General features: G+C 69.4%; 28 protein-coding genes. 8 read left to right on the plus strand and 20 right to left on the minus strand.

Features of this window, described 5'->3' with window-relative positions:
* Nucleotides 1-94: 94 nt before the first annotated feature.
* Nucleotides 95-847, plus strand: coding sequence for a hypothetical protein (locus J3P31_RS17555; protein ID WP_210529811.1), 753 nt, complete (start codon nt 95-97; stop codon nt 845-847).
* Nucleotides 848-887: 40 nt separating this feature from the next.
* Here the strand turns inward: J3P31_RS17555 and J3P31_RS17560 are convergent, their stop codons facing one another.
* The 10 genes from J3P31_RS17560 to guaA all read right to left on the minus strand — a co-directional run bounded on the left by J3P31_RS17560 (nt 888) and on the right by guaA (nt 11,051).
* On the minus strand, nt 888-1,505 hold the full coding sequence (locus J3P31_RS17560; protein ID WP_210529812.1) for a TetR/AcrR family transcriptional regulator: 618 nt from the start codon (nt 1,503-1,505) through the stop codon (nt 888-890).
* A gap of 2 nt (nt 1,506-1,507) precedes the next feature.
* Complete coding sequence (ppk2, locus tag J3P31_RS17565; protein WP_210529813.1) at nt 1,508-2,389, minus strand: polyphosphate kinase 2; 882 nt, start codon at nt 2,387-2,389, stop codon at nt 1,508-1,510.
* Nucleotides 2,390-2,434: 45 nt separating this feature from the next.
* The gene (locus tag J3P31_RS17570; protein ID WP_210529814.1) at nt 2,435-3,433 is read right to left on the minus strand and encodes an alpha/beta fold hydrolase; all 999 of its coding nucleotides are present in this window, start codon (nt 3,431-3,433) and stop codon (nt 2,435-2,437) included.
* Nucleotides 3,408-4,328, minus strand: a complete 921-nt coding sequence (locus J3P31_RS17575; RefSeq protein WP_210529815.1) for a homoserine O-succinyltransferase — start codon at nt 4,326-4,328, stop codon at nt 3,408-3,410. Before J3P31_RS17575 ends, J3P31_RS17570 begins: the two co-directional genes overlap by 26 nt.
* Nucleotides 4,329-4,402: 74 nt before the next feature.
* Nucleotides 4,403-5,278: an ATPase gene (locus tag J3P31_RS17580; protein WP_210529816.1), complete on the minus strand. Its 876-nt coding sequence runs from the start codon at nt 5,276-5,278 to the stop codon at nt 4,403-4,405.
* Nucleotides 5,275-6,186 (minus strand): DMT family transporter, encoded by a 912-nt coding sequence (locus tag J3P31_RS17585; protein WP_246849621.1) that lies wholly within the window; start codon nt 6,184-6,186, stop codon nt 5,275-5,277. Before J3P31_RS17585 ends, J3P31_RS17580 begins: the two co-directional genes overlap by 4 nt.
* 112 nt (nt 6,187-6,298) lie before the next feature.
* Nucleotides 6,299-7,441 carry an OmpP1/FadL family transporter gene (locus tag J3P31_RS17590; RefSeq protein ID WP_210529818.1) on the minus strand — a complete coding sequence of 381 codons (1,143 nt, stop codon included), beginning with the start codon at nt 7,439-7,441 and terminating at the stop codon, nt 6,299-6,301.
* Nucleotides 7,442-7,521: 80 nt separating this feature from the next.
* Nucleotides 7,522-8,418 carry a DMT family transporter gene (locus J3P31_RS17595; protein WP_368373108.1) on the minus strand — a complete coding sequence of 299 codons (897 nt, stop codon included), beginning with the start codon at nt 8,416-8,418 and terminating at the stop codon, nt 7,522-7,524.
* Nucleotides 8,415-9,407 carry an alcohol dehydrogenase catalytic domain-containing protein gene (locus tag J3P31_RS17600; protein ID WP_210529819.1) on the minus strand — a complete coding sequence of 331 codons (993 nt, stop codon included), beginning with the start codon at nt 9,405-9,407 and terminating at the stop codon, nt 8,415-8,417. The genes J3P31_RS17595 and J3P31_RS17600 overlap by 4 nt, the downstream gene beginning before the upstream one ends.
* A gap of 60 nt (nt 9,408-9,467) precedes the next feature.
* The gene (gene guaA / locus J3P31_RS17605; RefSeq protein ID WP_210529820.1) at nt 9,468-11,051 is read right to left on the minus strand and encodes a glutamine-hydrolyzing GMP synthase; all 1,584 of its coding nucleotides are present in this window, start codon (nt 11,049-11,051) and stop codon (nt 9,468-9,470) included.
* A gap of 135 nt (nt 11,052-11,186) precedes the next feature.
* On the opposite strand from guaA, the gene J3P31_RS17610 reads away from it, so the two are divergent.
* Nucleotides 11,187-12,740 (plus strand): trimethylamine methyltransferase family protein, encoded by a 1,554-nt coding sequence (locus J3P31_RS17610; protein WP_210529821.1) that lies wholly within the window; start codon nt 11,187-11,189, stop codon nt 12,738-12,740.
* A 158-nt stretch (nt 12,741-12,898) separates the two neighbouring features.
* Here J3P31_RS17610 and J3P31_RS17615 read toward each other — a convergent pair whose 3' ends face one another.
* Complete coding sequence (locus tag J3P31_RS17615; RefSeq protein ID WP_210529822.1) at nt 12,899-13,207, minus strand: DUF6477 family protein; 309 nt, start codon at nt 13,205-13,207, stop codon at nt 12,899-12,901.
* A gap of 215 nt (nt 13,208-13,422) precedes the next feature.
* Here J3P31_RS17615 and J3P31_RS17620 point away from each other — a divergent pair, with 215 nt between their 5' ends.
* Nucleotides 13,423-14,496, plus strand: coding sequence for a DUF6456 domain-containing protein (locus J3P31_RS17620; RefSeq protein ID WP_368373109.1), 1,074 nt, complete (start codon nt 13,423-13,425; stop codon nt 14,494-14,496).
* A gap of 4 nt (nt 14,497-14,500) precedes the next feature.
* On the opposite strand, the gene J3P31_RS17625 is transcribed toward J3P31_RS17620, so the two are convergent.
* Entirely contained in the window at nt 14,501-15,082 is a 582-nt protein-coding gene (locus J3P31_RS17625; protein WP_210529823.1) for a LysE family transporter, read from the minus strand.
* 114 nt (nt 15,083-15,196) lie between these two features.
* Nucleotides 15,197-15,931, minus strand: coding sequence for an aquaporin (locus J3P31_RS17630; protein WP_210529824.1), 735 nt, complete (start codon nt 15,929-15,931; stop codon nt 15,197-15,199).
* A 103-nt stretch (nt 15,932-16,034) separates the two neighbouring features.
* Between J3P31_RS17630 and lipA the strand changes: the two genes are divergently transcribed.
* On the plus strand, nt 16,035-16,979 hold the full coding sequence (gene lipA / locus J3P31_RS17635) for a lipoyl synthase (protein ID WP_210529825.1): 945 nt from the start codon (nt 16,035-16,037) through the stop codon (nt 16,977-16,979).
* An 18-nt stretch (nt 16,980-16,997) separates the two neighbouring features.
* On the opposite strand, the gene J3P31_RS17640 is transcribed toward lipA, so the two are convergent.
* From J3P31_RS17640 to hpt, 4 genes are all read right to left on the minus strand, one after another.
* Nucleotides 16,998-17,918 (minus strand): c-type cytochrome, encoded by a 921-nt coding sequence (locus tag J3P31_RS17640; RefSeq protein WP_210529826.1) that lies wholly within the window; start codon nt 17,916-17,918, stop codon nt 16,998-17,000.
* Between the two features lies 1 nt (nt 17,919).
* The gene (locus tag J3P31_RS17645; protein WP_210529827.1) at nt 17,920-18,402 is read right to left on the minus strand and encodes a c-type cytochrome; all 483 of its coding nucleotides are present in this window, start codon (nt 18,400-18,402) and stop codon (nt 17,920-17,922) included.
* 167 nt (nt 18,403-18,569) lie between these two features.
* On the minus strand, nt 18,570-18,827 hold the full coding sequence (locus tag J3P31_RS17650) for a GlsB/YeaQ/YmgE family stress response membrane protein (RefSeq protein ID WP_210529828.1): 258 nt from the start codon (nt 18,825-18,827) through the stop codon (nt 18,570-18,572).
* A gap of 102 nt (nt 18,828-18,929) precedes the next feature.
* Nucleotides 18,930-19,472 (minus strand): hypoxanthine phosphoribosyltransferase, encoded by a 543-nt coding sequence (hpt, locus tag J3P31_RS17655; protein ID WP_210529829.1) that lies wholly within the window; start codon nt 19,470-19,472, stop codon nt 18,930-18,932.
* Between the two features lie 185 nt (nt 19,473-19,657).
* Here hpt and J3P31_RS17660 point away from each other — a divergent pair, with 185 nt between their 5' ends.
* Entirely contained in the window at nt 19,658-20,116 is a 459-nt protein-coding gene (locus J3P31_RS17660; protein ID WP_210529830.1) for a type II toxin-antitoxin system RatA family toxin, read from the plus strand.
* Here J3P31_RS17660 and J3P31_RS17665 read toward each other — a convergent pair.
* The 3 genes from J3P31_RS17665 to J3P31_RS17675 are packed head-to-tail and all read right to left on the minus strand — an operon-like array spanning nt 20,092 to nt 22,183.
* A complete protein-coding gene (locus tag J3P31_RS17665; protein ID WP_210529831.1) occupies nt 20,092-20,565 on the minus strand; it encodes a CinA family protein in 474 nt (157 codons plus the stop codon). The two genes, J3P31_RS17660 and J3P31_RS17665, sit on opposite strands and share 25 nt — an antisense overlap.
* Nucleotides 20,562-21,062, minus strand: a complete 501-nt coding sequence (locus J3P31_RS17670) for a phosphatidylglycerophosphatase A family protein (RefSeq protein WP_210529832.1) — start codon at nt 21,060-21,062, stop codon at nt 20,562-20,564. Before J3P31_RS17670 ends, J3P31_RS17665 begins: the two co-directional genes overlap by 4 nt.
* Entirely contained in the window at nt 21,059-22,183 is a 1,125-nt protein-coding gene (locus J3P31_RS17675; RefSeq protein ID WP_210529833.1) for a bifunctional 2-C-methyl-D-erythritol 4-phosphate cytidylyltransferase/2-C-methyl-D-erythritol 2,4-cyclodiphosphate synthase, read from the minus strand. The genes J3P31_RS17670 and J3P31_RS17675 overlap by 4 nt, the downstream gene beginning before the upstream one ends.
* Before the next feature lie 202 nt (nt 22,184-22,385).
* Here J3P31_RS17675 and dusB point away from each other — a divergent pair, with 202 nt between their 5' ends.
* Genes dusB through J3P31_RS17690 form a run of 3 tightly spaced genes read left to right on the plus strand, consistent with a single transcriptional unit; the run spans nt 22,386 to nt 25,852 of the window.
* Nucleotides 22,386-23,387, plus strand: coding sequence for a tRNA dihydrouridine synthase DusB (gene dusB / locus J3P31_RS17680; protein ID WP_210529834.1), 1,002 nt, complete (start codon nt 22,386-22,388; stop codon nt 23,385-23,387).
* Complete coding sequence (locus tag J3P31_RS17685; RefSeq protein WP_210529835.1) at nt 23,384-24,478, plus strand: two-component system sensor histidine kinase NtrB; 1,095 nt, start codon at nt 23,384-23,386, stop codon at nt 24,476-24,478. The genes dusB and J3P31_RS17685 overlap by 4 nt, the downstream gene beginning before the upstream one ends.
* Nucleotides 24,479-25,852, plus strand: a complete 1,374-nt coding sequence (locus J3P31_RS17690; RefSeq protein ID WP_210529836.1) for a response regulator — start codon at nt 24,479-24,481, stop codon at nt 25,850-25,852.
* Nucleotides 25,853-25,929 lie beyond the last annotated feature (77 nt).

Consider the following 25,929-nt stretch of genomic DNA (forward strand, 5'->3'; position numbering starts at 1 on the left):
CCCACAGGTTGTCCTCACGCAGACGGGCCGCGGACGTGGCCGGTCGCGTGCGGGAACCGGGCGACTGATCCGGTCCCAACCTGGAGGAGACCCTATGAAACTCGTTCACCTGACCGCCTCGACGGCGGCTCTTCTGCTTTCGTCGACGGCGCTCTTCGCGCAGCAGGGCACGTCCCAGAACCTCGATAACGTCTACATCGATGTTGGCGGGACTGCGGTCCAGATCCCCGTCGCCCAGGCGGCCGAGGCCTGTGCCCTCGATGAAGCGACCATTCAGCAGGTCGCCGCCACCCGACTCCAGGAGAGCGGGATGGATCCGGCGGTCGTATATGGCTTGGGCAACGAGACCGCCGATGTGTCGGGATCCGGCGCCGCGATGGACTCGGCCGGCGCCGACGCCATGAACTCGACGGACATGGCGGCTGACAGTGCCGCGACGACCGGCGAAGCCATGGACTCGACCGGTGCGGGAACCGCGACCGCCGATGCGGGCGCCGGGTCGGCCAGCGGTTCGATGGAGTCATCGGGCGGCGCGACGGCTGGGACCGACATGGCGGCCACGGACAGCGGGGCCATGGGGACCCAGAGCGGCGCTGGAGCGGCCACCGACAGCACTGGCATGGCGACGGCGGATGCCGGCGCCACCGGGGCCGAGGGCGACCTGTCCGGCACGATCAGCAACACCCAAGCCACGGCGGCCGATACCTCGGCCACGGGCGGCCAGGACCCGATGCTGGCTCTTGCAGTCTGCCAAGTCGATCAGGCCCGCGCGACCGAGCTTGGCATCGACGCCAGCGGAGCCGCGAGCGGCAGCATGGATTCCACCGGCGGCACTACCACCCAGTAACCGGTTGATCGGGCGCGCGGGACTTCGATCCTGCGCGTCCTCACCTGTCCGGCGGTATGAGCCCCAGCCCCCTCAGGTAGACGCCGATCCCGGTCTCGAGGAGATCCTCGGGCGGGAACGGGCTGCGGGTCCCAGGGGTGCCGCGGGCGAAGAGTTCGACGACCCCATGCGACAGCGCCCAGATATGGGCCCAGAACATGGCCGGGGGCGGACGTTTCTCCGGCGGGATGTGCTGGCTCAGGTCGCGGGCTGCCTTTTCCATGACCTCCATCGACCGTCGCGCCGCCGCCGCGAGTTCCGGTGTTCGTTGCGTGGAGACTCCCGACTCGAACATCGCCACGTAATGGCCTGGAAACTTTCGGGCAAAGGCCAGATAGGCCCGTCCCGTCGCCTCGAAGGAGGCGAGGGCGGACGGCTGTCCCTTGCCGTAGGCGTGCTCCAGAAGGTCGGCGAACATTTCATAGCCCTGACGGGCGGCTTCGGCGATCAGGTCCTCACGCCCCTCGAAATGCCGGTAGACGGCGGCCGGCGTGACGCCAGCCTCGCGTGCGGCCTCGGACAGCGTGAAGCCGGTCGGGCCCTTCTCGGCGATGAGGCGCAGGCAGGCTTCGACCAGCGCCTCGCGCAGGTTCCCGTGGTGGTATCCTCGCTTGAGCACGCTCACGCACCCCCGCCGGTCGTGACGACCTCGGGTCCGCCCACGATCTTGGGGTCGAGCGCGCCGACGGCCTTGGCGTCCTTGCGGGCGTAGCCGATCGGGGTGAGGACCGAACGGATCAGGTTCAGCCGCGTGCGCCGCTTGTCATCCGCTCGAAGCACCGTCCAGGGCGCACGGGCGGTGTGCGTGCGGATCAGGGTCTCGGCGATGGCGGCGGAATACTCATCCCACTTCCGCAGGCCTTCGGCGTCGATCCAGCTCAGCTTCCACTGCTTGAGGGGGTCCTTTTCCCGGTCAAGGAAGCGCTCGAGCTGGGTGGCGCGTCCGACGTTCAGCCAGAACTTGAATAGGTGAATGCCTTCGTTGACGAGCATGTCCTCGAAGGGGCCGACCTGCTCGAACCAGTGGGCGCGCTCATCGGGGGTGCAGAAGCCGAAGACATGCTCCACGACGCCGCGGTTGTACCAGGACCGGTCGAACAGCACGATCTCGCCCGCGGTGGGAAGCTGCGCGATGTAGCGCTGGAAGTACCACTGCCCGGCCTCGATCTCGGTCGGCTTGCCCAGGGCTACGACTCGCGCGCCGCGTGGGTTGAGGTTCTCCGAGAAGGCCTTGATCGAGCCACCTTTTCCCGCCGCGTCGCGCCCTTCGAAGACGATCAGGACCCGCGCTCCCGACTCCTTGACCCAGGCCTGGAAGCGCACGAGTTCGACCTGGAGGAGGTTCATCTCCTCCTCGTAATGGCGACGCTTCATGGCCTCGGGATAGGGATACCGGGGGTTGGTCACGTCGTCCTTGTCGGCGGTCTCGAGGATGCGCCGAACCTCGGGCGTGGCCTCATCGTGGAAGTACTTCGAGATCGCCCCGTCCAGCGGCAGGTCCATGATGCCATCCTCCTTCCGGATACTATGGGGAGCCGAGCGCGCGCTTCAACTGGCGAGCCCGGCGCGGGCCCGCGCGCGGTCGATGGCCGCCACGACCTCATCAGGCCGGGAATGGTGGGGCATATGGCCGACGCCCTTGAGGATGACGAGGTTGGCCCCGGGAACCTCGCGGGCCAGGGGCAGGGAATGGATGCCGGGCGGGACGATGATGTCCGCTTCGCCATGGACGATCTCGAGCGGCAGGCGCAGCGTGTGGTAGTCGCGCGACATGGCGACGACATGGGATCGCAGGATGTTCACCTGCCTCGCGTTCGCCCGCAGGGTGTCACGGCGGAGCGAGAGGCCGACGCCGAAATAGTCCGCATAGCCGGCGGGGACCGGGTCCGGGTCGAAGATCGCGGCAAGGGCCGCATCGGTCGCGCGCCGCGGCACGAAGGCCGTGATCAGCGGCGGCAGCCAGGCCCCGCCCAGGACCGAGCCATTCAGCCGATACAGCAGATCGAGCGCCCCCGGCCAGGGCATCGACACCCCCGAGACGTCCACGACCGCAGCGGTGCCCACGGGATCGCCAAGGGCCCAGGCCAGCGCGACGGCTCCGCCAAGCGAATGACCGAGGATGATAGGTCGCTCGATTCCCATCCGACGGGCGGCCTCGCGCAGGAGATCGGCCTGCTCCTGCGGACTTTCGCCCGCCGTCCCGAACACCCCGCCCAGGTCGCTCCGCGCCCGATCGGTGTATCCCAGTCCGGGGCGGTCGAAGACCGTCACGCGATAGCGGCCGGTCAGGCGGCCCACAAGGCCGAAGGTCATGTCACGGGTGCTTCCGGACGCGCCGTGCAGCAGGACCAGATCCGGCCCCGAGCCCTGAGTGACCGCATGAACGCGACGGCCCCGAACCTCGACGACCCGGCCTTCGGGGGGATACTTCGCCTCGGCCTTGGCCTCCCGCCGGGCGGCAACCGCCTCGGTCACGGCGATGCCGCCCAGGGCTGCGCCCAGGGCGGCGAGGCCGATCACTCTAGCGGCCGATCTCGGCAAGGTCATAGGGCGTGGTCTGATAGATCTCGTTCAGCCAGTTGCCATATAGAAGGTGAGCGTGGCTCCTCCAGCGGTTTGCCGGCGGCTTCGACGGATCATCGTCCGGAAAGTAGTCGCGCGGCAGCTGGATCTCGGCTCCTGTGGCCACGTCCCTGTCATACTCCTGCTTCAGCGTGTCGCTGTCGTATTCCAGGTGGTTGAAGATGTAGAGCGCCCGACGCTCCTCATCCTGCACTAGGCAAGGCCCGACCTCGTCCGATGACAGAAGCGTGGCGAGGCCGGCCATTTCGGTCTCGTCGCGCCGCATTTCGGTCCAGCGGCTGACAGGCACGACCAGCTCATCCGAAAAGCCGCGCAGGTACGGCGAGGCGGGCTGCAGCGCCCGGTGCCGGAAGAGGCCGAACGCCTTCTCACCCAGCATGTGCTTTTCGACGCCGTGGAAGTGGTAGGCCATCGCCATGCCACCCCAGCACACCCCGAAGGTCGAGTGGACATGGGTCTGTGTCCATTCGAACACCTGCTGGAGTTCATTCCAGTAGGTCACCTCCTCGAAGGGCAGGTGCTCCACCGGCGCGCCGGTCACGATCAGGCCGTCCAGCTTGTCGCCGGATTCGGCCACCTCGGCGAAGGGGCGATAGAACTCCTCCATGTGCGCGGCGGCGGTGGTCTTGGTCTGGTGCTCCGTCATCCGGATGAGCGAAAGCTCGATCTGGAGCGGCGTGGCCCCGATCAGCCGCGCGAACTGCGTCTCGGTCTGGATCTTCTTGGGCATGAGGTTCAGCAGCCCGATATGGAGCGGACGGATGTCCTGCCGCGCGGCGCGCGTTTCGGACATCACCATGACCCCTTCGTTCGTCAGGATATCGAAGGCGGGCAAGTTGGCAGGCAGCTTGATGGGCATCGCGGAAACCTCGGAAAGGGCAGGGGAATAGGCCAGGACGGCAGCGACCGCAAGGGTCGGCCCCCGGTTTGTGATCACGCCGCCCCGCGCATTCGCTCCCGCATGGCCGCGGCCACCACCTCGACGAAGTCGGCCTCGCCCTCGATCCGCGCCATGTCTTCGGCCCGCACCACGAGCCCCCAGTTCCGCGCCATCGCCGCATAGAGTGGCTGCCGGTGCGCCAGCGCCTTGGCGTAGGTGAACCGGATGAAGTCGTCGGGGTTCACCCGGTCCTCGGCCACGTTCCGTTGGGACAGATACTCGTGCCACATCCGCAGGAGGAAATCCGGCCGATAAGCCATGGGCTTCGGAGCGCTGTCGAACCGCCGGACAAGTTCGGCGGTGTGGGCCTCCGATCCTTCGATCCAGATCATCAGGCAGTTCGCGGACAGCGCCCTCAGGACGGGGTCGTCGCTGTCCTCGGGATCGACCCATTCGCAGATGGACCCGCCGGTGTCGCAGACGAAATGGGGATATCCATAAAGCGCCTTGGCCCTGTCGATGAACCGCCCCGTGTCCAGGAGGGCCGCAACCTCGGCGTCCCGGAACTCGGTCTGGCGGCGCTGGTACTCCGCGAACGGAAGGCCGCCCCGACCCGGATCGCCTGGCTTGCCAAGGTAGGTCGAGACCGGATCGAGGTTGTCGAAGGTGATGTTCGAGCCGATGTAGATCGAATCGCTCATCAGCAGGTCCCGCAGGAACGGGACTTTCATCGCCTCGCGCTTGGCGTTGTCCACGATGAGCTCGCCCATGTAGCGTGTCCCGATGCGGTAATCGACCGAGTAGTGGAACCAGCCTCCAGCCCGGCGGAGGCATTTCGCGACATGGGTCTTGCCCAGCCCGGACATCCCGAACAGGAGCACGCGCCGCTCCTTGGCCGCGAGCCAATCCTCCGCCGTCCCGTAGATCATTCCGCCGGTTTCCCCATCGAATCTGCGCGCCGTCCCCGCGCCAGCCGTCCATCCAGGATCAGGAGCCCCAACGCAAGCAGGCCAAAGCCGCCAAAGGCCCGCAGCGGCAGCGCCTCGGACAGGACCACCGCGCCGAGGAGGATCGCGATCGGGGCGACCAGAAGCGTCACCAGGGAGGTGTTTCCCGCGCCGGCCATGCGGAGCAGGCGGTAGAAGATCAGGTAGGCGAAGGCCGTCGAGACCACCGCGAGATAACCCAGCGCGCCCCACACCTCGGGCGACCACATCATTCGGGGCAGCCCGTCGAGAATGAGGGCGGCAGGCCCCATGATGACCGAAGCGCCGGTCAGCATCCCCGCGGCCGCGACCTCCGGAGCGAGCCCCCGGGCGGCAAACCGGGCAAAGGCGCCGGACAGCGCATAGCTGAGCGCCGCGCCCAGGATCGCGATCTGGGCGAGGGAGGTCGGGTCGAAGTTGGCCAGCGAGGCCGGTCCGATCACCGTGACCACGCCCGCGAACCCTGCCGCGACGCCCAGCATCTTGCGCGGCGTCAGCCGTTCATCCCGGAACGCCAGGGCGGCGACGATGACGCCCATCAGCGCCGTGGAGGCGTTCAGGATTGCCGCCAGCCCCGAGGGGATGGTCAGCTGCCCCCAGGTGATTAGCGAGAACGGCACCGCGTTCCCAAGGAGCCCCATCAGCAGGAACGCCGCCCAGAGCCAAGGCTGCCGTGGCACGGGAAGGCCCTGCCGCCAGACCACGATCCAGAGCACCGCGCAGGCTCCGACGACCCGGACGGCGACGGTGGTGGCCACCCCGACTTCGTGCAGCGCCACTCGGTTCGACAGGAAGGACGCGCCCCAGATGCAGCCCAGCAGCCCCATCTCGAGCCAGGCGCGCGCGGACATGGATTTCTGCTGTGTCATGCCGGCCAATCACCGCAAAGCGACTGGCCGTGCAACCCGGAACCTGCGGAACGGCCCCGCGGTCACAGGGCCGTTCCCGTCGCTGTCGGGCAGCTCAGAAGTGGAAGCCGACCCGGACACCGACCGAGACCGCGTCGTTGTCCTCGAACTCCGCGCCGAAGCCGCGCGTGTTGGCATCGCCCAGACGGGTGTAGCGGATACCGCCGCCGACCTCGATGCTATCGGTCACCCGGTAGCTCGCGGCCAGTTGCAGCCCAAGCTGCCCGCTCGTCGGCGCGAGGTTCGAAACGCCGCTCCCGGTGACCGCGGGGTCAAAGTCGCTGGCCGTCGAGGGCTCGTAGATGACGGCCGCCGACGCGGCCAGCCGGTCCGAGACCTGTCGCCCGACCCCCAGGGTGTAGGTGATGATGTCATCCTCGTAGTTCACCACCGGGTTCAGGGCGTAATCCGGAACGCTGATCACCGTCTCGGACCAGTCGGCCCAGCGGATCGAGCCGAACAGGAGGGTACGGGGCGCGATCCCGGTCTGGAAGTCCAGGTTCACCGACTGCGGGAGCGTGAACTCATCGACCTGTCCTTCGCCGCTGAACGCTCCGAGGGGACCCGTGACACTGTAGGACGTCCCATTCTCGAAGGTGGTCTCGCTTGAATAGGTCAGCGCGACCCTGAGCGCGATGTCGGGTCTCTCGTAGGCGGCGCCGACGACATAGGCCAGGTCGCGCTCACGCTCGTAGTCTGCATCGTAGGTGTAGGGCGGCACCGCCGCAGGCGTGCCAGGGGCGACATACTGAATGAACAGGTCGGCATCGACGCTGACTGAACGAACGCCGCCATGGACGCTGAAGTTGTCGTTCAGCTTGTAGCGCGCCAAGGCCGTGATGGACGAAGTGCTGAACTCAGCGCGGGAGCCTGCGATGGGGTAGCCCGGCTCCGCGTCCCCATAATCCACGTCGGCGCCGAAGGGCGCGTCCAGAATCAGCCCGACGGACAGCCGGTCGCTCAGGTCGTACTTGAACGACAGCGCGACCTGCTCGTAGTCGCCGCCGACGTCTCCGGACCCGACCACCCCCAGGAATGTTCCCTGAACATCCGGCGCGGTGAAGCCATAGCTCAGTTCCAGGTAATTCCCGTCCTGGAAGAGCACGCTCACCGGCTGGCCGGTGCGGTCCAGTCCCCCGGCGTTGGCCAGCGACGTTGACGCCAGCAAGGCCGCCGTACCCAGCGCAACCCGACTCATGTAACCTCCCTTATGCGTTCATTCTTGTTTCGGCCAAGCATCGCGCGTTGCTTGGCGGCGCGTCAACGAAGGACTCAACGTCAGGGCGAATTCGTCCCGAGGCCGTTATCTTTCGGGCGAAGCGTCAGAAGGTTGCCGCCAAGGATCAGCGCTGCGCCCACGAACACCAGCGGGTCCAGCACCTCGTCATAGACCAGCCACCCCACGACCGCGATGACCGGCAGGCGGACGAAGTCGAGGGGCATGACGATCGAGGCCGGCGCGGCGTTCAGGGCGCTGGTCAGGCACCAGTGCGCCGACAGCCCGGTGACGCCGATCAGCAGGAACCAGGGCACCTGGGCCGGGGACGGCAGCGGCAGATCCCCCCTCCAGTGCACGGCGACCAGAGCAAGAATGAACTGCATCAGATTGAGCCAGAACAGGATTCCGGTCACCGGCTGGCTGCGGGTCAGCCGCTTGGTGATCATGGAGGTCACCGCAAAGCAGACGGCGCACAGCGCCGCCGCGACGATGCCGGGATGCAGGTCGCCAAAGTCCGGACGGGCGACGATCAGCACGCCGGCGAACCCGATCAGTCCGGCCACGACCCCGCGGACGGTCAGCGCCTCGCCCAGCATCAGGGGCGCCAGCAGAATCACCCAGAGCGGCGTCGTGAACTCGAGCGCGAAGACCTGGGCGAGCGGCAGCACGGTCAGGGCGTAGAACCACAGGTTCTGGCCCGCGAAATGCACGACGTTCCGAAGCGCGTGAACCGGGAGCGTGCGGGGGCGGGCCTCGCCCAGCCGCCCCGCGAGTGCAAGAAGCGCCGTCACGATGACGGCACCGAGGCCACTCCGGTAGAGCATGATCTCGAAGGTATCGAAGTCGCTGCTCACCTGCCGCCCGGCGACCGCAAGGGTCGAAAACGACACGATCGCGCCGGCCATCCAGGCCGCCGCGATCGCCGTTCCGTTGCGTCGAGCGACGCTGGCCGTCACCCGGTCACCAGGACCTTGACTTCGGTCGGCCCCGGCTTGGCCGCCAGGATCGCCGGGAGCTCATCGCGTCCCACCTCGCGGGTGACCAGCGGGCGCGTCTGGACCGCCCCGCTTGCCAGGAGCTGAAGCGCTCGGCTCTGCGTGAAGGGATTCACGAAGGCCACCCGGAGGTCGACCTCGCGCGTCAACATGTCGAACGGCTCGAAGGCGACCATCTCGCCCTTGGCGAGCACGCCGACGATCACGACCCGCCCGCCACGGGCCGCGAGCCGCGGGGCCTCTGCCATGGTCTCGGCCACGCCGGCGCATTCGAGCACCACGTCGGCGCCGCGCGGCCAGGCAGACCGGGCCTCCTCGGGGGTGGCGGCGGTCAGGCTGGCTCCCACGGTCTCGCCGATGCGACGGCGATCCGGCGACCGGGTGATCAGCATGGTCTCGGCCCCGGCCAGACGCGCCAGCTGGAGGCAGAGGAGGCCAATCACGCCGCCACCAATGATGATGGCACGCTCGCCAGGACGTATCGCAGCGATGTCGAGCGCGTGCACGCAGCAGGCGAGCGGCTCGGAGAAGGCAGCCGCCTGGAGCGACAGGCCCGCCGGAAGCGGAACCGCCCGATGCGCCGGGATCGAGCTGTATTCCGCGAAGCCGCCGTCGCGGTGGATGCCGACGGCCACCAGGTTCTCGCAAAGGTTGATGCGGCCCAGCAGGCAGGATGGGCAGGATCCGCAGGCGATGTTCGGATCGCAGGCGACGAAGTCGCCCACCTTGTGCGTCGTCACGCCCTCTCCGACGGCGACCACGGTCCCCGAGAACTCGTGACCAAGGACCACGGGCGGCTTGCTGGGGAACTCACCTTTCAGGATGTGGCGATCCGTGCCGCAGACCCCTGCGGCGGCCACCTTCACCACCACCTCGCCGCGGGCCGGCTGCGGGTCCGGGATCCCTCCCACTTCCATCCGTCCGATATCGATCAGCCGAGCTGCATGCATGCCCCATCCTCCTCTTGGCCCGGAGACCGAAGCATGCAGCGGCGGGAGATTCCAGAGGCTCTATTCGAGCTCGATCGTCCCCGGCGGCTTGGACGTGCAGTCATAGAAGACGCGGTTCACGCCCCGCACCTCGTTGATGATCCGCGTCGCCGTCTCGCCCAGGAACTCGTGGGTGAACGGGTAGTAGTCGGCCGTCATGCCGTCCACCGAGGTGACGGCGCGTAGCGCGAGCGCATAGTCGTAGGTCCGCCCGTCGCCCATGACCCCAACGGTCCGCATCGGCAGGATCGCCGCAAAGGCCTGCCAAATTTCGTCGTAAAGGCCGTGCCTGCGGATCTGGTCGATGTAGACCGCATCAGCCTCGCGCAGGATCGCCAGCTTCTCGCGGGTGATGGCGCCGGGGCAGCGGATGGCGAGGCCGGGACCGGGAAAGGGATGCCGACCGATGAAGGACTCAGGGAGGCCCAGCTCGCGGCCGAGCTGCCGGACCTCATCCTTGAAGAGCTCCCGCAGCGGCTCCACGAGCTTGAGGCCCATCTTCTCGGGCAGGCCGCCCACGTTGTGGTGACTCTTGATGGTGACCGAGGGGCCGCCGGAGAAGCTCACCGACTCGATCACGTCGGGATAGAGCGTGCCCTGCGCCAGGTACTCGGCCCCGCCGACGGCCTTGGCATGCTCCTGGAAGACGTCGATGAACAGGCGGCCGATGGTCTTGCGCTTGGCCTCCGGGTCGTCGAGCCCCTCGAGCGCGGTCAGGAACCGGTCGGATTCGTCCGCATGGACCAGCGGGATGTTGTAGTGGTCGCGGAACATGGACACGACCTGCTCGGCCTCGCCCTTGCGCAGCAACCCGTGATCCACGAAGACGCAGGTGAGCTGGTCGCCGATCGCCTCGTGGATCAGCACCGCCGCGACCGAGGAATCCACGCCGCCCGACAGGCCGCAGATCACCTTGGCGTCGCCCACCTGTTCCCGGATCTTGCGGATCGCCTCGTCGCGGTAGCCGGCCATGGTCCAGTCGCCGCGGAAGCCGGCGAGGCGGAGGAAGTTGTGGTAAAGCGTCCGGCCGTTCGGGGTATGGTGCACCTCGGGGTGGAACTGGACCGCGTAGAAATGGCGATCCGGGTCGGCGGTGATCGCGAAGGGCGCGTTGGGCGAGGTGCCGTAGACGCGGAAGCCCGGGGCGAGGCGGCTCACGTGGTCGCCGTGGCTCATCCAGACCTCCTCGCGTCCCTCGAGGAACCAGCCCTTGAGGATGTCGAGCGTCTCGTCCGCCGGGGTGACGTAGGCGCGGCCGAACTCGGCGGTGCCATGCCCGGATTCGACCTTGCCCCCCAGCATGTGCATCATCGCCTGCTGGCCGTAGCAGATGCCCAGCACCGGCACGCCCAGATCGAACACGTCGGGCGGCGGCAGCGGTGCGCCCTCGGCGAAGACCGAGGCGGGACCGCCCGACAGGATCACTGCCTGGGGCGCGAAGTCGCGGATGAACTGCGGGGTCACCACGTTGAACGGGTGGATCTCGCAATAGACGCTGAGCTCGCGCAGGCGGCGGGCGATCAGCTGGGTGACCTGGCTGCCGAAGTCGATGATCAGCAGGCGCTGGTGCTGCGGGGCGGCGATCTGGGCGGTATCGAGGGTCATGCGCCGGGCCTTAGGACGTTGGGGCAGCGCGCGCAAGCGCCGCTCATGTCGCTTTTGGGCGCGAAGGGGCGCATCCTCCTTCCGTTCGCTGGCGTTGCCCCGGTATGAGGCGGAAAAGCCGAAGGAGAGCGCAGAATGTCGGACGTGGCCGAAGCAGGAACGGGTCGCCGGTCGCGGGGCGGGGGCGGCGCGGCACGCCGGGCCGAACGGACCGCCGTCAGCGTGGAAACCGCCCGCTTCATCGAACGGAACATCCCCAACTTCGAGGTGCTGAACGAAGAAGCCCTCCAGATCATCGAGCACAACGCCGAAACGGTGCTCGAGGAGATCGGGGTCAACTTCGTCGAGAACCCGGAGGCGCTGGAGCGCTGGCGCGACGCCGGGGCCGACGTCCAGGGCGAGCGGGTCCGCATTCCCCGCGGGCTGGCGCGGCAGCTTTGCTCCACCGCGCCCAGGACCTTCACGCAGCACGCCCGCAACCCGGAGCGGAACGTCGAGATCGGGGGTAAAAACCTCGTGCTGGCGCCGGTTTACGGCCCGCCCTTCGTGCGGGACGCGGACGGCGGGCGCCGCTACGCGACCATCGAGGACTTCCGCAACTTCGTGAAGCTCGGCTACATGTCCAAATGGCTGCACCATTCGGGCGGCACGGTCTGCGAGCCCACCGACATCGCGGTGAACAAGCGCCACCTCGACATGCTGCACGCGCATATGACGCTGTCGGACAAGCCGTTCATGGGCTCGGTCACGGCGCCGGAGCGGGCGCAGGATTCGGTGGACATGGCCTCGCTGCTGTTCGGCGCGGACTTCGTCCAGCAGAACACGGTGATGACCTCGCTCATCAACATCAACTCGCCGCTGACCTTCGACGGCATCATGATGGGCGCCCTCGAGGTTTATGCCCGCAACAACCAGGCCGCGATCGTGTCGCCGTTCATCGTGGGCGGCGCCATGGCGCCCGTCAGCGTCGGCGGAACGCTGACCCAGGTCCTGGCCGAGATCCTGGCGGGCGTCAGCTACAGCCAGCTCGTCCGCAAGGGCGCGCCGGTCATCGCCGGCGCCTTCGTGACCTCGATCGACATGAACTCGGGCGCGCCGACCTTCGGGACGCCCGAGGCCAGCCACATCACCTACGGCGCGGGCCAGCTCGTCCGCCGGCTGGGGCTGCCCTACCGGAGCGCCGGGGCCTTCTGCGGCTCCAAGCTGCCCGACGCCCAGGCCGCCTACGAGAGCGCGAACAGCCTCAACATGGGGCTGCTGTCGGGCGTCAACTTCATGCTGCACGCCTGCGGCTGGCTGGAAGGGGGCCTCGTCTCCTCCTACGAGAAGTTCGTCATGGACGCCGACCAGCTTGGCGCGCTGCACCACTTCGCCCGCGGCGTGGACCTGAGCGAGAACGGGCAGGCCATGGACGCCATCCGCGAGGTCGGCCCCGGCGGCCACTACCTGGGATGCGGCCACACCCAGGCCAACTTCAAGAACTCGTTCTGGCGGTCGGACCTGCTCGACTACAAGCCGTTCGAGACCTGGGAAGAGGAAGGGGGCCGCGACACCCAGGCCCTGGCCTCGATCCGCGTCAAGCGGCTGCTCGAGACCTACCGGCAGCCCGACCTCGATCCGGCGATCCGCGAATCGCTCGACGACTACGTTGCCCGCAAGAAGGCCGAGGTCCCGGACGCGTTCCTCTGAGAGCGCGCGCCGCCACCGGATGTCCAGCCGCGCGCCCCTGAGGCGCGCGGAGGGCCAGACGAGCGCGCGATGGGCGTCCCGGACGCGCCGGTCGGGCGAGTTCATCGGGTCGTCCGGGTCGCCCCGCCAGTAGGCCCCGCGCGTGGCGGCCGACGGCGTCATGCCGCCACCAGCGCCGGACGGGGCAGCGCGGCCCGAAGCGCCCGCGCCTCGCCGAGGAGGGCCGTGAGCACCGCGACGTGGCGCGAGGGCCGGTAGGCCACGTCGCCCGCCGCGCGCCGGCGCTCCAGATCGTCTTCCCTTTCAAGCAGATGCAGGATCGCCTCGCCCGAGCGGGGCGCCTTGGCCGTGCCCAGCAGGCGCGGCAGGTCGCGGACCCGGTCGTAGCCGCCCACCCCCAGGCGCGCCGCCTGCACCAGCAGCCCCGGCCGTTCCCGCACGGCGATCATCCCAAGAACATCCAGCATGGCGTTACCCTCTCCTTAGCGAGCCTTTGCGGCCAAGACTTTGGCACAGGCACCGGAGGTGTTGCGTGAACCGTGACCGGAGCGTTCGCGGGGGTCAGAGATGTTTAGGAATTAGCAACCACTCTCCTTCCAGGCCGGTGCGCATCGCGTCGGCGTCGGGTGCGCCGATCGGGGACGCCGGCCAGAACGGCCGCGGCGCTTGGCAGGAGAAGCGAATGAACATGTCCAACTGCATGGCCCAGAACGGGCAGGAACGTCTTGGCTCGGACCGCGCGGGCGAGGTCCCGGGCTGGGTGCCGGTGGCCGCGCGCAACTACATCGCGCATACGGAGGGCGGCCAGACGATCCGCGCCCTGGCGCGCGAGGCGCAGGTGCATCCTTCGACCATTCTGCGGCGGGTGCGCCGGGTCGAAGCGTCGCGGGATGACCCGCTGGTCGATTCGGCGCTGCGCCAGCTCACCCGGGCGGGCGAGGCGCGGGACGCCGGCGAGGCGAACCCGGAGTCGCTGGCCCAGGAGGCCGTGCCGGTGCTGCGCCGCCTGGCCGAAGCGGGCGCCGTTCTCGCCGTGGCGCGGGACATGGAAAAGGGCGTGATCGTGCGCGAGGAGCGCGACGGCGAGCCCACGCGCCTTGCCGTCGTGGACCGGAGGCTGGCCGAGGCCATGGCGCTGCGCGACTGGATCACCTGCCAGTCCCCCGAGGCCCGCATCCGCCGCTACCGGATCACCACCGGCGGGCGCACCATGCTGCGCCGGGGGCTTGAGCCCGCGCGTCCGGGCGGAATGGCCGAGGCGCCTGCGTCGTTCCTGGGCCCGCAGCCGGTCGAAACGCCGGACGAGGCCCGGCTGCGGCACATGCGCTCATCGCTGGCGGAAAGCCCGCTGGCGGCGCTGGCCCGCCGGCGCGACATGGAGGGCCGCCCCTTCCTGCCGCGGGAAATGGTGGTCGCCGGAGAGCGGCTGCGCGAGGACTTCGAGATCGCGCAGGACCTGCGCGGGCCCGGGCCGGACTGGGAGGCGCTTCTGGACCGGCTGCCGCGGCTGGACCAATTGAGCCGCGATCCGCTGCCGTCGGGGCCGCGCGCCGCGCGGGCTCGGATCGAGCGCGCCCTGGCGGACCTGGGGCCGGGGCTGGCCGACGTGGCGCTGCGGTGCTGCTGCCTCCTCGAGGGGCTGGAACAGGTCGAGCGGCGGCTGGGCTGGTCCGCGCGATCGGGAAAGGTGGTGCTCCGCATCGCGCTGGAGCGGCTGGCGCAGCATTACCGGGCCGAGGAGGCCCTGATCGGCTGACCGCTCAGGCGAGGCCCACGACCCGGCCGACAAGATACACGGCCAGCCCCCCCAGCCAGACGGATGCCGCGCGGCGCCAGCCCGGCGGCATCCCCGGTTCGGCCCGGTCGCCGCGACGGAGAACCGCGCCCAGCGCGGCCCAGAGCATCGCCACGGTCACCACCTCGGCGGCGAAGAGCCCGAAGTTGCGCAGAAGATCGTCCCCCGTCTCGGCCGGCAGGAGGACGAGCCCGAAGATCAGGGCCTTGGGGTTCAGGAGCGTGGTCACGAGGACGCGCCGCCCCGTGACGGTGAGGCGGCCGCTCCGGCCTGCCGGGACCCGCCACATCGCGAGCGCGAGCCAGGCGACCCAGGCCGCCGCCACGAGCGTGATGGCCGTCCTGGCCTGGGGCAGCTCCTCGAGCAGGGCGGCCCCCAGCAGCGCGAGCGGCACGGTAGTCGCCAGATAGCCGCCCAGCTCGGCCGGGATCAGGCGGATCGCGCGCAGCCAGCCCCGCTCCGCCCCCGCGATGGCAAGCAGGGTGTTGGTGGGTCCGGGCGTCACGAGCAGCGCGCAGATGGCAAGAGCGAGTTGGGTAAGGGACATGACAGGACCTTTGTGACGGCGCGACATGACGTGACCGCCACGTGTCGGTCAATCGCGCATTCGGGCCTGCGACGATCGGCGCGGCGGGCCAAACGGATCCGCCGCGCGCGACGGTCAGGCGATGTCGGGCTGCGCCTTGACCATGTCGGCGGGCCGTTCGTCGGCCGAGGTCCACCCCGCCGCGAACAGCGCTCCGGCGGCGAGGCCCCCCAGGACCGGCGCGACGACGAAGAGCCAGAGCTCGGCCAGGGCAGTCCCGCCCACGAAGAGCGCCGGGCCGAGCGACCGCGCCGGGTTGACGGACACGCCGGTGATGTTGATGCCGACCATGTGGATCGCCGCGAGCGTGAGCCCGATGGCGAGGCCCGCCAGCGCCCCGGGCGAGGCGGCCTGAGTCGCCCCCAGGATCACCGTCACGAACAGGAACGTCGCCACCGTCTCGAAGACGAAGGCCGCACCGACCGAATAGCCGCCGAGGTAGTCCGCGCCGTAGCCGTTCTGCCCGAGCCCGTCGGCCGCGATGGAATACTCCGGCTGCCCGGACGCGATGACCCAAAGCACGGCGGACGCGACGACCGCGCCCGCGACCTGCGCGCCGATGTAGCCCCAGGCTTCGTGCATCGGCATCCGCCCGGCCGCCACCATGCCCAGCGATACCGCCGGATTGAGATGCGCCCCCGAGATCGCCCCAAGGGAATAGGCGACGGCCACGATCGACAGCCCGAACGCCAGCGAGATGCCAAGCATCCCGATCTGGTCGCCCATGAACACGGCCGACCCGCAGCCGAAGAAGACAAGGATGAACGTGCCGAGACCCTCGGCGAGTAGCTTCTTGCTGAGCTTGCTCATCAGACCCTCCGTAAACGACACCCGGGCAGCCCTGTCCGCTGGTATCCTCGGGTCTGCCCGCTTATGTTAGATGGGAGCGAGTGACGCTACGGAAAGGGGCAGCATGCGCGACCTTAAGATTCCCGGCGAACGCCATCCGGAAAAGGCCCACCGGCCCGACCAGGCGCAGCCGCGCAAGCCCTCGTGGATCCGCGTCAAGGCGCCGACCTCGGACGGCTACCGCCAGACCGCCAAGATCATGCGGGAGCATCGCCTGACCACCGTCTGCGAGGAGGCCGGCTGTCCCAACGTGGGCGAGTGCTGGAGCCAGGGTCACGCCACCATGATGATCATGGGCGAGATCTGCACGCGCGGCTGCACCTTCTGCAACGTCGCCACGGGCCGGCCCGACGCTCTCGACGCCTTCGAGCCGGGGCGGGTGGCGGATGCCGTCCAGAAGCTGGGCCTGAGCCATGTGGTCGTGACCTCGGTGGACCGGGACGATCTTGCCGATGGCGGGGCGGAGCATTTCGCCATGACGATCCGGGCGATCCGGCGGCGTTCGCCCGCCACCACCATCGAGGTGCTGGTGCCCGACTTCCTGCGCTGCGGGCCCGAGGCGCTGGAGGTCGTGGTCGCGGCCCGGCCGGACGTGTTCAACCACAACCTCGAGACGGTGCCGGGCCTTTATCCCGAGGTGCGGCCCGGGGCGCGTTACTTCCATTCGCTGCGGCTGCTCCAGCGCACCAAGGAGCTCTGGCCCGGCGCCTTCACCAAGTCGGGGATCATGGTGGGCCTGGGCGAGGACCGGCAGGCGGTCCATCAGGTGATGGACGACATGCGGGCGGCGGACGTGGATTTCCTGACCATCGGCCAGTACCTCCAGCCGACCCCCAAGCATCACCGCGTCGACAGCTTCGTCACGCCCGAGGAGTTCGCGGACTACGAGCGCGTGGCCCGGAGCAAGGGGTTCCTGATGGTCTCGGCCAGTCCTCTCACACGGTCGAGCTACCACGCCGGCGACGACTTTGCCCGGCTGCGGGCGGCGCGGGAGGCGAAGCTCGCCTGACAGGGGCCGGGGCCAGCGTCAGGGCTGGCCTTCGCCCGCCGGGGGCGCGGCGGATTCGATCGCCGGGACCGCCTTGAGGTAGGCCGCGATGGCCAGCCGGTCCTCGTTGGACAGCTGGGCGGTGTTGGCCACCACTTCGGCCATCTCGCCGCCCACCACGTCGTAGTCGGGCGTGAAGCCCGACTGGAGCATGGCGGCGATCTCCTGCTCGGACCAGTCGAGGCCGGCGGGCGTGATGTTCGGGTTGCGGCCCTTGCCGGCCGGGTCCGGCGCCCCCGACAGCCAGGCATCGGTGCGAAGGCCGCCCAGGGCGTTCCGGGGCGTGTGGCATTCGCCGCAATGGGCCAGCGCCTCGACCAGGTAGCGGCCGCGTTCCTGTTCGGGCGTGAGGTCGCCTTGGAGCACCCAGTCCGTGTTCATGAACAGGAGCTTCCAGCCCCCGACGGCGCGGCGGATGCTGAACGGGAAGGGCAGCTCGTGCGGCTGGCTTTCGGTGTCCGAGGGGGGAAGCGTGCGGATATAGGCGACGATGTCCGCCACGTCCTGCGGATCAGCCTTGTTGTAGGCGTTCCAGGGAAAGGCGGGATAGTAGTGCTGCCCCTCGGGCGAGACGCCGCGCAGGACGGCGTTCATCACCTGCGGATCGCTCCAGTCGCCGATCCCCTGCGGGGAGGGCGAGATGTTCGGGGCCACGAAGGTCCCGAACTGGGTCACGAAGCGCTGCCCGCCGGACAGGACGGGCGATTCGGTCGCGGGCGCGTCCGGGGCGACGTGGCAGGACGCGCAGCCGCCCGCCGCGAAGAGGGTCTGCCCGCGGGTGGCATCGCCCTGGTACCGGGCGAGCTGCTCCTCGGGGATGGGGTCGGGCGCTGTCAGCCACCAGGCCGCGCCCGCCCCCGCGAGGACGAGCACCCCCAGCGCGGTCAGCGCCCGTCGCACCTTATTGCTCCTCGGATTCGCGGTAGTTCTGGTGGCAGGCTCCGCAGGCCTGGCCCACCGCGCCCATCGCGCCCTGGAGCGCGGCGAGATCGGTGCCCGCCGCCCCCTGGAGGGCGGTCACGGCCTGGAGGAGGTTGGCCTGCTTGGCGTTGAAGTCGTCCATGTTCTCCCAGATCGCGGGCAGGGCCTTGGAGTCCTCCATGTCCGCGTTCGAGGTGCCCTCGGGCCAGTAATGGGCCTGGTTGATGGAGGCGAGGTGGAACAGGTTGTCCGCCGCGACCTGGGCGGCGGCCGCGTCGTAGTCGCGCTGGCCCTGCGCCATGCCGCCCACCACCATCAGGTTGGCGGCGTAGTTCAGCATGTGGCCCTGCCGGATCTCGACCGCGATGTCCTGCGGGCTTTCGTCCTCCTCCTGCGCGGCGAGCGCCCCTGCGGAGAAGGCGGCAACGCCCACGAGGGCAGCGAGCTTGATGTAGCGATGCATCGGGCGGGCTCCTATGGCCGATGTGATTGCGATGACCGGAGATTAGGAGGGTCACCGCCCGACGCCCAACCGAAAAAGCGCACAATGGCCTGCGCATCGGACCTTGGTCCGGGAAGCGGACCGGCGATGCGGGCCGGGTCGGGGGGCTGGCGCCCCCCAGTGGGCGGTCAGGCCCGGCGGCGGACCATGCCGACGATCCAGAGCAGGATCACCGCGCCGATCACCGAAACGATGATGCTCCCGATCCAGCCGCCCGTCCCGGGCGATCCGAACAGGGCGCTGAAGATCCAGCCGCCGATGATCGCGCCGACGATGCCGATCACGATGTTCATCACGAGGCTGTCGTTGCGGCCCATGATCTTCTCTGCGATCCAGCCCGCAATCGCGCCGACGATCAACCAGCCGATGATAGCGCCGATACCCATGGCTCCCATTCCTCTGCTTGGGCCCTCCGTTCCCACGGGGGCTGGGCGCATAACGCGGAACCGGGCATTTTGATCCAACAAGGGATGGACCGGCCGGGGCGGTCAGTCCTCGGTGAAGCGGACCTTGCCGATGAAGGGCAGGTTGCGGTTCCGCTGGGCGAAGTCGATCCCGTAGCCCACCACGAATTCGTCGGGGATCGAGAATCCGATCCAGTCGGCGGTGAAGTCCACCTCGCGGCGCGACGGTTTGTCGAGGAGGGCGATGGTCTTGAGGCGCGCGGGCTTGCGGGTCATGAGGTAGCGCGTCACATGGCTGAGCGTGTGGCCCGTGTCGACGATATCCTCGACCACGAGGACGTCCCGCCCCTCGATGGCGGCGCGCAGGTCCTTGAGGATCCGCACCTCGCGCGAGGACTCCATCGCGTCGCCGTAGGAGGACGCCTCGAGGAAGTCGACCTCGACGGGCAGATCGAGCTCGCGCACGAGGTCGGCGATGAAGACGAACGACCCCCGCAGCAGCCCGACCACCACGAGCTTGTCGGTGTCGCGGAACTCGTCCCCGATCTCGCGGGCGAGGGATTCGATCCGCGCGGCGATCGCCTTGGCCGAGATGAGCTGGTCGATCATGTAGGGGCGTTGGGGCATGGCGTTCCCGGGCTGCGATGTGGCGGGCTCCTCCTCGCGCCGGGGCGGCCCGAACTCAAGGGGAGATTTCGACGGGCGTTCGGCGCAGGCGTCCCGGGGCCTTGCAGCACGGAGTCTTGCCTCAGCCCCTTGATCCCGCGGCGTCGATGGCCGACATGACGGCCTTAACAGAAGGATGACGCCTTGTGACCAGCCATTCCGAGACCCGCGTCCTGCCCTACACGGCGCAGCAGATGTATGACCTCGTCGCGGATGTGGCGCGATACCCGGAATTCCTGCCCTGGACGGCGGGCGCCCGGATCCGGTCCGTGGAGGATCGTGGCGATCATGAGGAGATGCTCGCCGACCTCATCATCTCGTTCAAGCTGTTCCGGGAAAGCTTCGGGAGCCGCGTGCGGCTCTTCCCCGAGGCCAAGCGGATCGAGACCGAATACATCGAGGGGCCGTTCCGCAAGATGGAGAGCGTGTGGCGGTTCCGGGACGTGCCGGGCGGGACCGAGGTGGCTTTTGCCACGGATTTCGAGTTCCGCAACCGCATCCTGCAGGGCGCGGCCGGGATGTTCTTCCAGCAGGCGATGCAGCAGGTGGTCCGCGCCTTCGAGAAGCGGGCGCAGCAGCTTTACGGCGCCCGGTCCACCGCCTGACGCAGCAGCCCGAGCGCGTGGTCGACGGACGCGGCGCGAACGGCGTCCCGGCCCCGTGCCCCGAACTCCACCGTCTCGGTCCAGGCGCCATCCCGCGTGGCGATCCCGAAGCAGACCCGGCCCTCGGGCTTGCGGCCGGAGGCGCCCGGCCCGGCGACCCCGGTGATCGACAGGGCGATGTCGGCGGATGAGCGGGCGAGGGCGCCCTGGGCCATCTCGGCGGCGACCTCCTCGGACACCGCGCCATGCTGCGCGAGCGTGTCGGCCCGGACGCCGAGCAGCTCCTGCTTGGCTTCGTTCGAATAGGTCACGAAGCCCCGGTCGAAGACGGTCGAGGCCCCGGCGGGCGTCGTGATCGCCCCGGCGAGAAGGCCGCCTGTGCAGCTTTCGGCGACGGCGAGGCGCAGGTTGCGGGCGCGCGCGGCGGCGAGGAGGGCGTCGGCTGTCATCGCATCAGCAGCCCATGGTAAAGCCCGGCGAGGATCATGACCCCGACCGCGGCGAAGACACCGGCCAGGAGATCGTCCAGGATCACGCCGGATGCGCCACCCCTGCGGTCCGCCCAGCCGATGACCGAGGGCTTCCAGACGTCGAACAGGCGGAAGAGCAGAAAGGCCGCGACCCAGCCGGGCCAGAGACGCTCGATGGCAACGCCGTTCGATGCCGCGCCGAAGGCCACCGGCATGAGCGGGATCCATTGGCCCGCGACTTCGTCGATGACCACCCAGGCGGGGTCGTGCGGCCCCGGTTCGCCCAGCCGGGCCACGAGGCTGCCGATGGACCAGAAGGCCAGCGCGACCACGGCCACGAAGGCCAGGACAAAGAGCGTGACGCCCCCGATCTTGAGGAGCAGGTAAGCCAGCACGAGCGCGGCCAGCGAGCCCCAGGTGCCCGGAGCCGGCCGGAGATAGCCCACCCCTCCGACGCTGGCGATGAGGCGGTTCATGGCGAGACCAGCGTGGCGGTGGCGATGGCGGCGATGCCTTCGCGCCGGCCGGTGAACCCGAGCCGCTCGGAGGTGGTGGCCTTGATGCTGACGCGGTCGGGCGGAAGGTCGAGCGCCCCGCCGATCGCGGCCTTCATGGCCGGCACATGCGGCCCCACCTTGGGCGCTTCGCAGATCAGGGTGACGTCGGCGTGGTTGATCCGGAACCCGGCCTCGCGGGCCAGTGTCGCGGCATGGCGGAGGAACATGGTGCTGTCCGCGCCGCGCCACTGGGGATCGGACGGCGGGAAATGCTGGCCGATGTCCCCCAGCGCCAGAGCGCCCAGCACCGCGTCCGTCAAGGCGTGCAGCCCCACGTCGCCGTCCGAATGGGCAACGACCCCATGGGCGTGGGGGATCCGGACGCCGCAGAGCGTCACGTGATCCCCCGGCCCGAAGGCGTGGACATCGAAGCCGTTGCCCGTTCTCACATCCATTCGCGACTCCAGGATACGGGCGGCGCGCGCGAGGTCGCCCGGATGCGTGATCTTGAGGTTGTTCTCGTCGCCCGGAACGATGGCGACCTGCAAGCCGGCGGCGCGGGCCACCTCCACGTCGTCGGCGGCCCCGCCCGGATGCGCCCGGTGGGCCGAGAGGATGGGCCCGAAGCGGAAGCCCTGCGGCGTCTGCGCCCGCCAGAGCCCGTCGCGGGCCTGCGTGCCCTCGACCACGTCGCCACCGCGCCAGAGCGCGTCCGTGACGGGCAGCGCCGGAGCCGCCGCATCCGCCCGGGCCAGCGCCTTCACCACCCGATCGATCAGGCCCGCGTCCACGCAGGGCCGCGCGGCGTCGTGGATCAGGACCGCGTCGGGCGCATCGCCGGCCAGCGCCTCGAGCCCCGCGCGGACGCTGTCGGGACGCGTCGCGCCGCCGGGCACCAGATGGACGCCGGGATGGGCCAACGCCGCCTCGGCCGCGTCGTCGGGATGGTGGACAAGCACCAGGGGATCGAGCCCGGCCCGGGACATCGCCTCGACGGCACGGGAGGCCACGGAGCGACCCGCCAGGTCGCGCCACTGCTTGGGGGCGCCGCCGAAGCGCGTTCCCCGTCCGCCCGCCACGATTATCCCTGCCACGCGCATCGCATTCCTCCTGCCTGTCCCTAGCCGGATCAGCCGCGCGGCGCAAATCCCCTCGCGCCCGGGCGCGGGATGCTCAAATTTTCAGCAGTTTGCGATTCCGGAGCGACTTGGGATCCGGCCCGCGTTGTGGCGAGGCCCAAGGCCGGGTAGGAGGGGCCAGAGCCTGAAAATCAGGCAAATGTCCAATCGAACGGCAGAGGCGATGACAGAGCTGAGCGCGATCGACCTGTCCGGTGCGACCCTCGCGCCGCCTGTGGCGCTGGCGCCGCTGGCCGGCATCACCGATCTTCCGTTCCGGAAGCTCGTGGCGAGCTTCGGCGTGGGCTGGGTGGTGTCGGAGATGGTGGCCAGCCAGGAGATGGTGCAGGCCAAGCCTGGCGTGCGGGAAAAGGCGGAACTCGGGTTCGGCCAGGCCAACACCGCCGTGCAGTTGGCCGGGCGCGACCCCCATTGGATGGCCGAGGCCGCCCGCATGGTCGAGGCGAACGGCGCACGGCTCATCGACATCAACATGGGCTGCCCGGCCAAGAAGGTGACGAACGGCTGGTCGGGCTCGGCGCTGCTGCGCGAGCCGAACCACGCGCTCCGCCTGATCGAGGCGGTCGTGGGCGCGGTCCGCGTGCCGGTCACGCTCAAGACGCGGCTGGGCTGGGACGAGGACAGCCTGAACGCCAGCCATGTGGCCCGCCGCGCCGAGGAGGCCGGGGTGCGCCTGGTGACGATCCATGGCCGCACCCGATGCCAGTTCTACAAGGGCCAGGCCGACTGGGCCGCGATCCGGGCCATCAAGGACGCCGTCACCATCCCGGTCATCGCCAACGGCGACATCGTGGACCTGCCCACGGCGCGCGAGGCCCTGCGGTTGTCCGGGGCGGACGGCGTCATGATCGGGCGGGGCGCACAGGGACGGCCCTGGGCGCCCGCGCAGGTGGCCGCGGCGCTGGTCGGCGCCGAGCCGCCCGCCGTCCCCAGGGGGCCGGAGTTTTCCGACATGGTAGCGACACATTACGAGGCGATGCTCAACTTCTATGGAAACGCGCTGGGCGCGAAGGTCGCCCGCAAGCACCTGGGATGGTACATGGACACGGCCGGAACGCCCGGAGACCTGCGCGCCTTGGTGCTGACCTGCCCGGACCCGGCGCGCGTGCTGCGGCTCCTGCCGGAGGCCCTGGTCGAACGCGACGGGGAGGCCCGCGCGGCATGACGGACGAGGTTGGCGATGACGCGCTCTGGGCCTCGCTTCCCATCCCGGCGCTGCTGCTGGGACCGGACGACCACATCCTGGACCTCAACCCGGCGGCCGAGCTGTTCCTGAACCTTTCCGCCAAGGCGCTGCGCGGGGCGCCCGTGTTCGACAAGGTCATGATCGACGCCCCGCTCGAGGTGGCATTCCGGCGCGCAAGGACGCAGAAGTCCTCGCTTTTCGTGAACGACGTCGATGTCGGGTCGGGCGAAAGGCCCCCGGTCCAGTGCAACCTCCACTTCGCCCCGCTCCTGCGCAGCGAGGGGCAGATGCTCATGCTCATCAGCCCCCGGGACCTCGCATCGCGGATGACCCAGAACGTGGGCTCGCAGAAGGCGGCCAAGTCCGCGATCGGCATGGCCGAGATGCTGGCCCACGAGATCAAGAACCCGCTGGCCGGGATCACCGGGGCGGCGCAGCTCCTGTCGATGGGGCTGGACGGCGCGGACCTGGAGCTCACCGACCTGATCGTCGAGGAAAGCCGTCGGATCGTGAAGCTGCTCGAGCAGGTGGAGCAGTTCGGCAACCTGCGGCCGCCGGTGCTGAAGGCGGTGAACGTGCATGACGTTCTCGACCGGGCGCGGCAGTCCGCCGCGGTCGGCTGGGGCGCGCATATGCGGTTCGTCGAGGACTACGACCCGTCGCTGCCGCGCACCCATGCGGATGCCGACCAGCTGACGCAGGTGTTCCTCAACCTCATCAAGAACGCCAGCGAGGCGGGATCGGAGGGGGGGACGATCCGGCTGAGGACCTTCTACGAGCCGTCGCTCCGGCTGCGGCGCAAGGATGGCACGCAGGCCCGGCTGCCCCTTCAGGTCGAGATCGTGGACGACGGTCCCGGCCTGCCTCTCGACATCGCGGCCGACATCTTCGAGCCCTTCGTCTCGGGCCGGGAGAACGGCACCGGCCTGGGCCTTGCCCTGGTCTCGAAACTGCTGGGGGACATCGGCGGCTGGATCTCGGTCGACTCCGTTCCGGGGCGCACGGTCTTCCGCGTGTCGTTGCCCATGGCCCCCAAGGACGCCCTTGAACCCTTTGAAGGAGAACCGTGAATGGACGGAACCGTCCTGGTCGCCGATGACGACCGCACCATCCGCACCGTGCTCACGCAGGCGCTGACGCGCGCCGGCTGCAAGGTGCACGCGACCTCCTCGCTCGTGACGCTGATGCGCTGGGTCGAAGAAGGGAAAGGCGACCTGGTCATCTCGGACGTGATCATGCCGGACGGCAACGGCATCGAGCAGCTTCCGCGGATCGGGACGGCGCGGCCGGGGCTGCCGGTGATCGTGATCTCGGCGCAGAATACGATCATGACGGCGATCCAGGCGGCCGAGGCCGAGGCCTACGACTACCTTCCCAAGCCCTTCGACCTACCGGACCTGATGAAGCGGGCGGCGCGCGCGCTCGAGGTCAAGCGGCGGGCGATGGTGCTGCCCAAGGTCGCCCCGGAGGGCGAGCAGCGTGGCGGCGACTTGCCCCTCGTCGGGCGGACTCCGGCGATGCAGGCGCTCTACCGGCTCGTGGCCAAGGTGATGAACACCACGCTTCCCGTTCTGATCGTTGGGGAATCCGGTACGGGCAAGTCGCTCATCGCCAAGGCGATCCACGACTTCTCGGACCGTCGCGGGCGTCCCTTCGTGACCGTGACCGCCGCCGACCTTCAGGGCGTCGAGGGGCCGTCGCAGGTGCTGGCGCGCGCCAAGGGCGGGTCGATCCTCCTCGACGAGGTGGGCGACCTGGCCGAGGACGCGCAGGCCCGGGTGGTGCGGATGCTGGACACGCTGGGCGACGGCGCGCCACGGGTGATGGCGACCTCGCGGTCGGACCTCGGGCCGCGCATGGAGGCGGGCCGGTTCCGCGAGGACCTGTTCTACCGCCTGGGGGGCGTCACCATCGCCGTGCCGAGCCTGCGCGAGAGGGTCGACGACATCCCGCTCCTGGCCGAGCATTTCCTGGCGCGGGCCGAAAAGGAGGGCGCGCCGCTGCGCCGCCTGTCGCCTGGGGCGCTGGACCTTGTGAGGAGCTATTCCTGGCCCGGCAACGTCCGGCAGCTCGAGAACGCGATTCGGCGGCTGGTGGTCACGGCGGCCGAGGAAGAGATCGCCAAGGGCGAGGTCGAGTCCGTGCTGGGCAACCAACCCGCCATGGAACCGTTGCGCGGCGGTGACGGTGGCGAGCGGCTCACGACCGCGGTTGCCAAGCACCTGCGGCGCTACTTCGACCTGCATGGCGGCGTCCTTCCACCCGCCGGCCTGTATGACCGGATCCTGCGCGAGGTGGAGATCCCGCTCATCGAGATCGCGCTGGACGCCACGGCAGGAAACCAGGCCCGCTGCGCCGATCTTCTGGGCATCAACCGGAACACGCTTCGCAAGAAGATCACCGACCTCGATATTCGCGTGACACGTCGCAGGAAGTTGATGTAAAACCGCCACAGAACCGTGGCGTCCGCGCAAAGCGGACGACTGCGGCGAGGGCGGTCAGGGGCCCCGAGCAGGGCCCC

Origin of the sequence: Rubellimicrobium arenae, from assembly GCF_017916275.1 — a bacterium.
GTDB classification, from domain to species: domain Bacteria; phylum Pseudomonadota; class Alphaproteobacteria; order Rhodobacterales; family Rhodobacteraceae; genus Rubellimicrobium; species Rubellimicrobium arenae.

Coding starts and splice junctions, on each gene's coding strand:
- J3P31_RS17555 (WP_210529811.1), top strand. CDS start 95: ATGAAACTCGTTCACCTGACCGCCTCGACGGCGGCTCTTCTGCTTTCG.
- ppk2 (WP_210529813.1), bottom strand. CDS start 2,389: ATGGACCTGCCGCTGGACGGGGCGATCTCGAAGTACTTCCACGATGAG.
- J3P31_RS17570 (WP_210529814.1), bottom strand. CDS start 3,433: ATGACCTTGCCGAGATCGGCCGCTAGAGTGATCGGCCTCGCCGCCCTG.
- J3P31_RS17575 (WP_210529815.1), bottom strand. CDS start 4,328: ATGCCCATCAAGCTGCCTGCCAACTTGCCCGCCTTCGATATCCTGACG.
- J3P31_RS17580 (WP_210529816.1), bottom strand. CDS start 5,278: ATGATCTACGGGACGGCGGAGGATTGGCTCGCGGCCAAGGAGCGGCGC.
- J3P31_RS17585 (WP_246849621.1), bottom strand. CDS start 6,186: ATGTCCGCGCGCGCCTGGCTCGAGATGGGGCTGCTGGGCTGCATCTGG.
- J3P31_RS17590 (WP_210529818.1), bottom strand. CDS start 7,441: ATGAGTCGGGTTGCGCTGGGTACGGCGGCCTTGCTGGCGTCAACGTCG.
- J3P31_RS17600 (WP_210529819.1), bottom strand. CDS start 9,407: ATGCATGCAGCTCGGCTGATCGATATCGGACGGATGGAAGTGGGAGGG.
- guaA (WP_210529820.1), bottom strand. CDS start 11,051: ATGACCCTCGATACCGCCCAGATCGCCGCCCCGCAGCACCAGCGCCTG.
- J3P31_RS17610 (WP_210529821.1), top strand. CDS start 11,187: ATGTCGGACGTGGCCGAAGCAGGAACGGGTCGCCGGTCGCGGGGCGGG.
- J3P31_RS17615 (WP_210529822.1), bottom strand. CDS start 13,207: ATGCTGGATGTTCTTGGGATGATCGCCGTGCGGGAACGGCCGGGGCTG.
- J3P31_RS17620 (WP_368373109.1), top strand. CDS start 13,423: ATGAACATGTCCAACTGCATGGCCCAGAACGGGCAGGAACGTCTTGGC.
- J3P31_RS17625 (WP_210529823.1), bottom strand. CDS start 15,082: ATGTCCCTTACCCAACTCGCTCTTGCCATCTGCGCGCTGCTCGTGACG.
- J3P31_RS17630 (WP_210529824.1), bottom strand. CDS start 15,931: ATGAGCAAGCTCAGCAAGAAGCTACTCGCCGAGGGTCTCGGCACGTTC.
- lipA (WP_210529825.1), top strand. CDS start 16,035: ATGCGCGACCTTAAGATTCCCGGCGAACGCCATCCGGAAAAGGCCCAC.
- J3P31_RS17645 (WP_210529827.1), bottom strand. CDS start 18,402: ATGCATCGCTACATCAAGCTCGCTGCCCTCGTGGGCGTTGCCGCCTTC.
- J3P31_RS17650 (WP_210529828.1), bottom strand. CDS start 18,827: ATGGGTATCGGCGCTATCATCGGCTGGTTGATCGTCGGCGCGATTGCG.
- hpt (WP_210529829.1), bottom strand. CDS start 19,472: ATGCCCCAACGCCCCTACATGATCGACCAGCTCATCTCGGCCAAGGCG.
- J3P31_RS17665 (WP_210529831.1), bottom strand. CDS start 20,565: ATGACAGCCGACGCCCTCCTCGCCGCCGCGCGCGCCCGCAACCTGCGC.
- J3P31_RS17670 (WP_210529832.1), bottom strand. CDS start 21,062: ATGAACCGCCTCATCGCCAGCGTCGGAGGGGTGGGCTATCTCCGGCCG.
- J3P31_RS17675 (WP_210529833.1), bottom strand. CDS start 22,183: ATGCGCGTGGCAGGGATAATCGTGGCGGGCGGACGGGGAACGCGCTTC.
- dusB (WP_210529834.1), top strand. CDS start 22,386: ATGACAGAGCTGAGCGCGATCGACCTGTCCGGTGCGACCCTCGCGCCG.
- J3P31_RS17685 (WP_210529835.1), top strand. CDS start 23,384: ATGACGGACGAGGTTGGCGATGACGCGCTCTGGGCCTCGCTTCCCATC.
- J3P31_RS17690 (WP_210529836.1), top strand. CDS start 24,479: ATGGACGGAACCGTCCTGGTCGCCGATGACGACCGCACCATCCGCACC.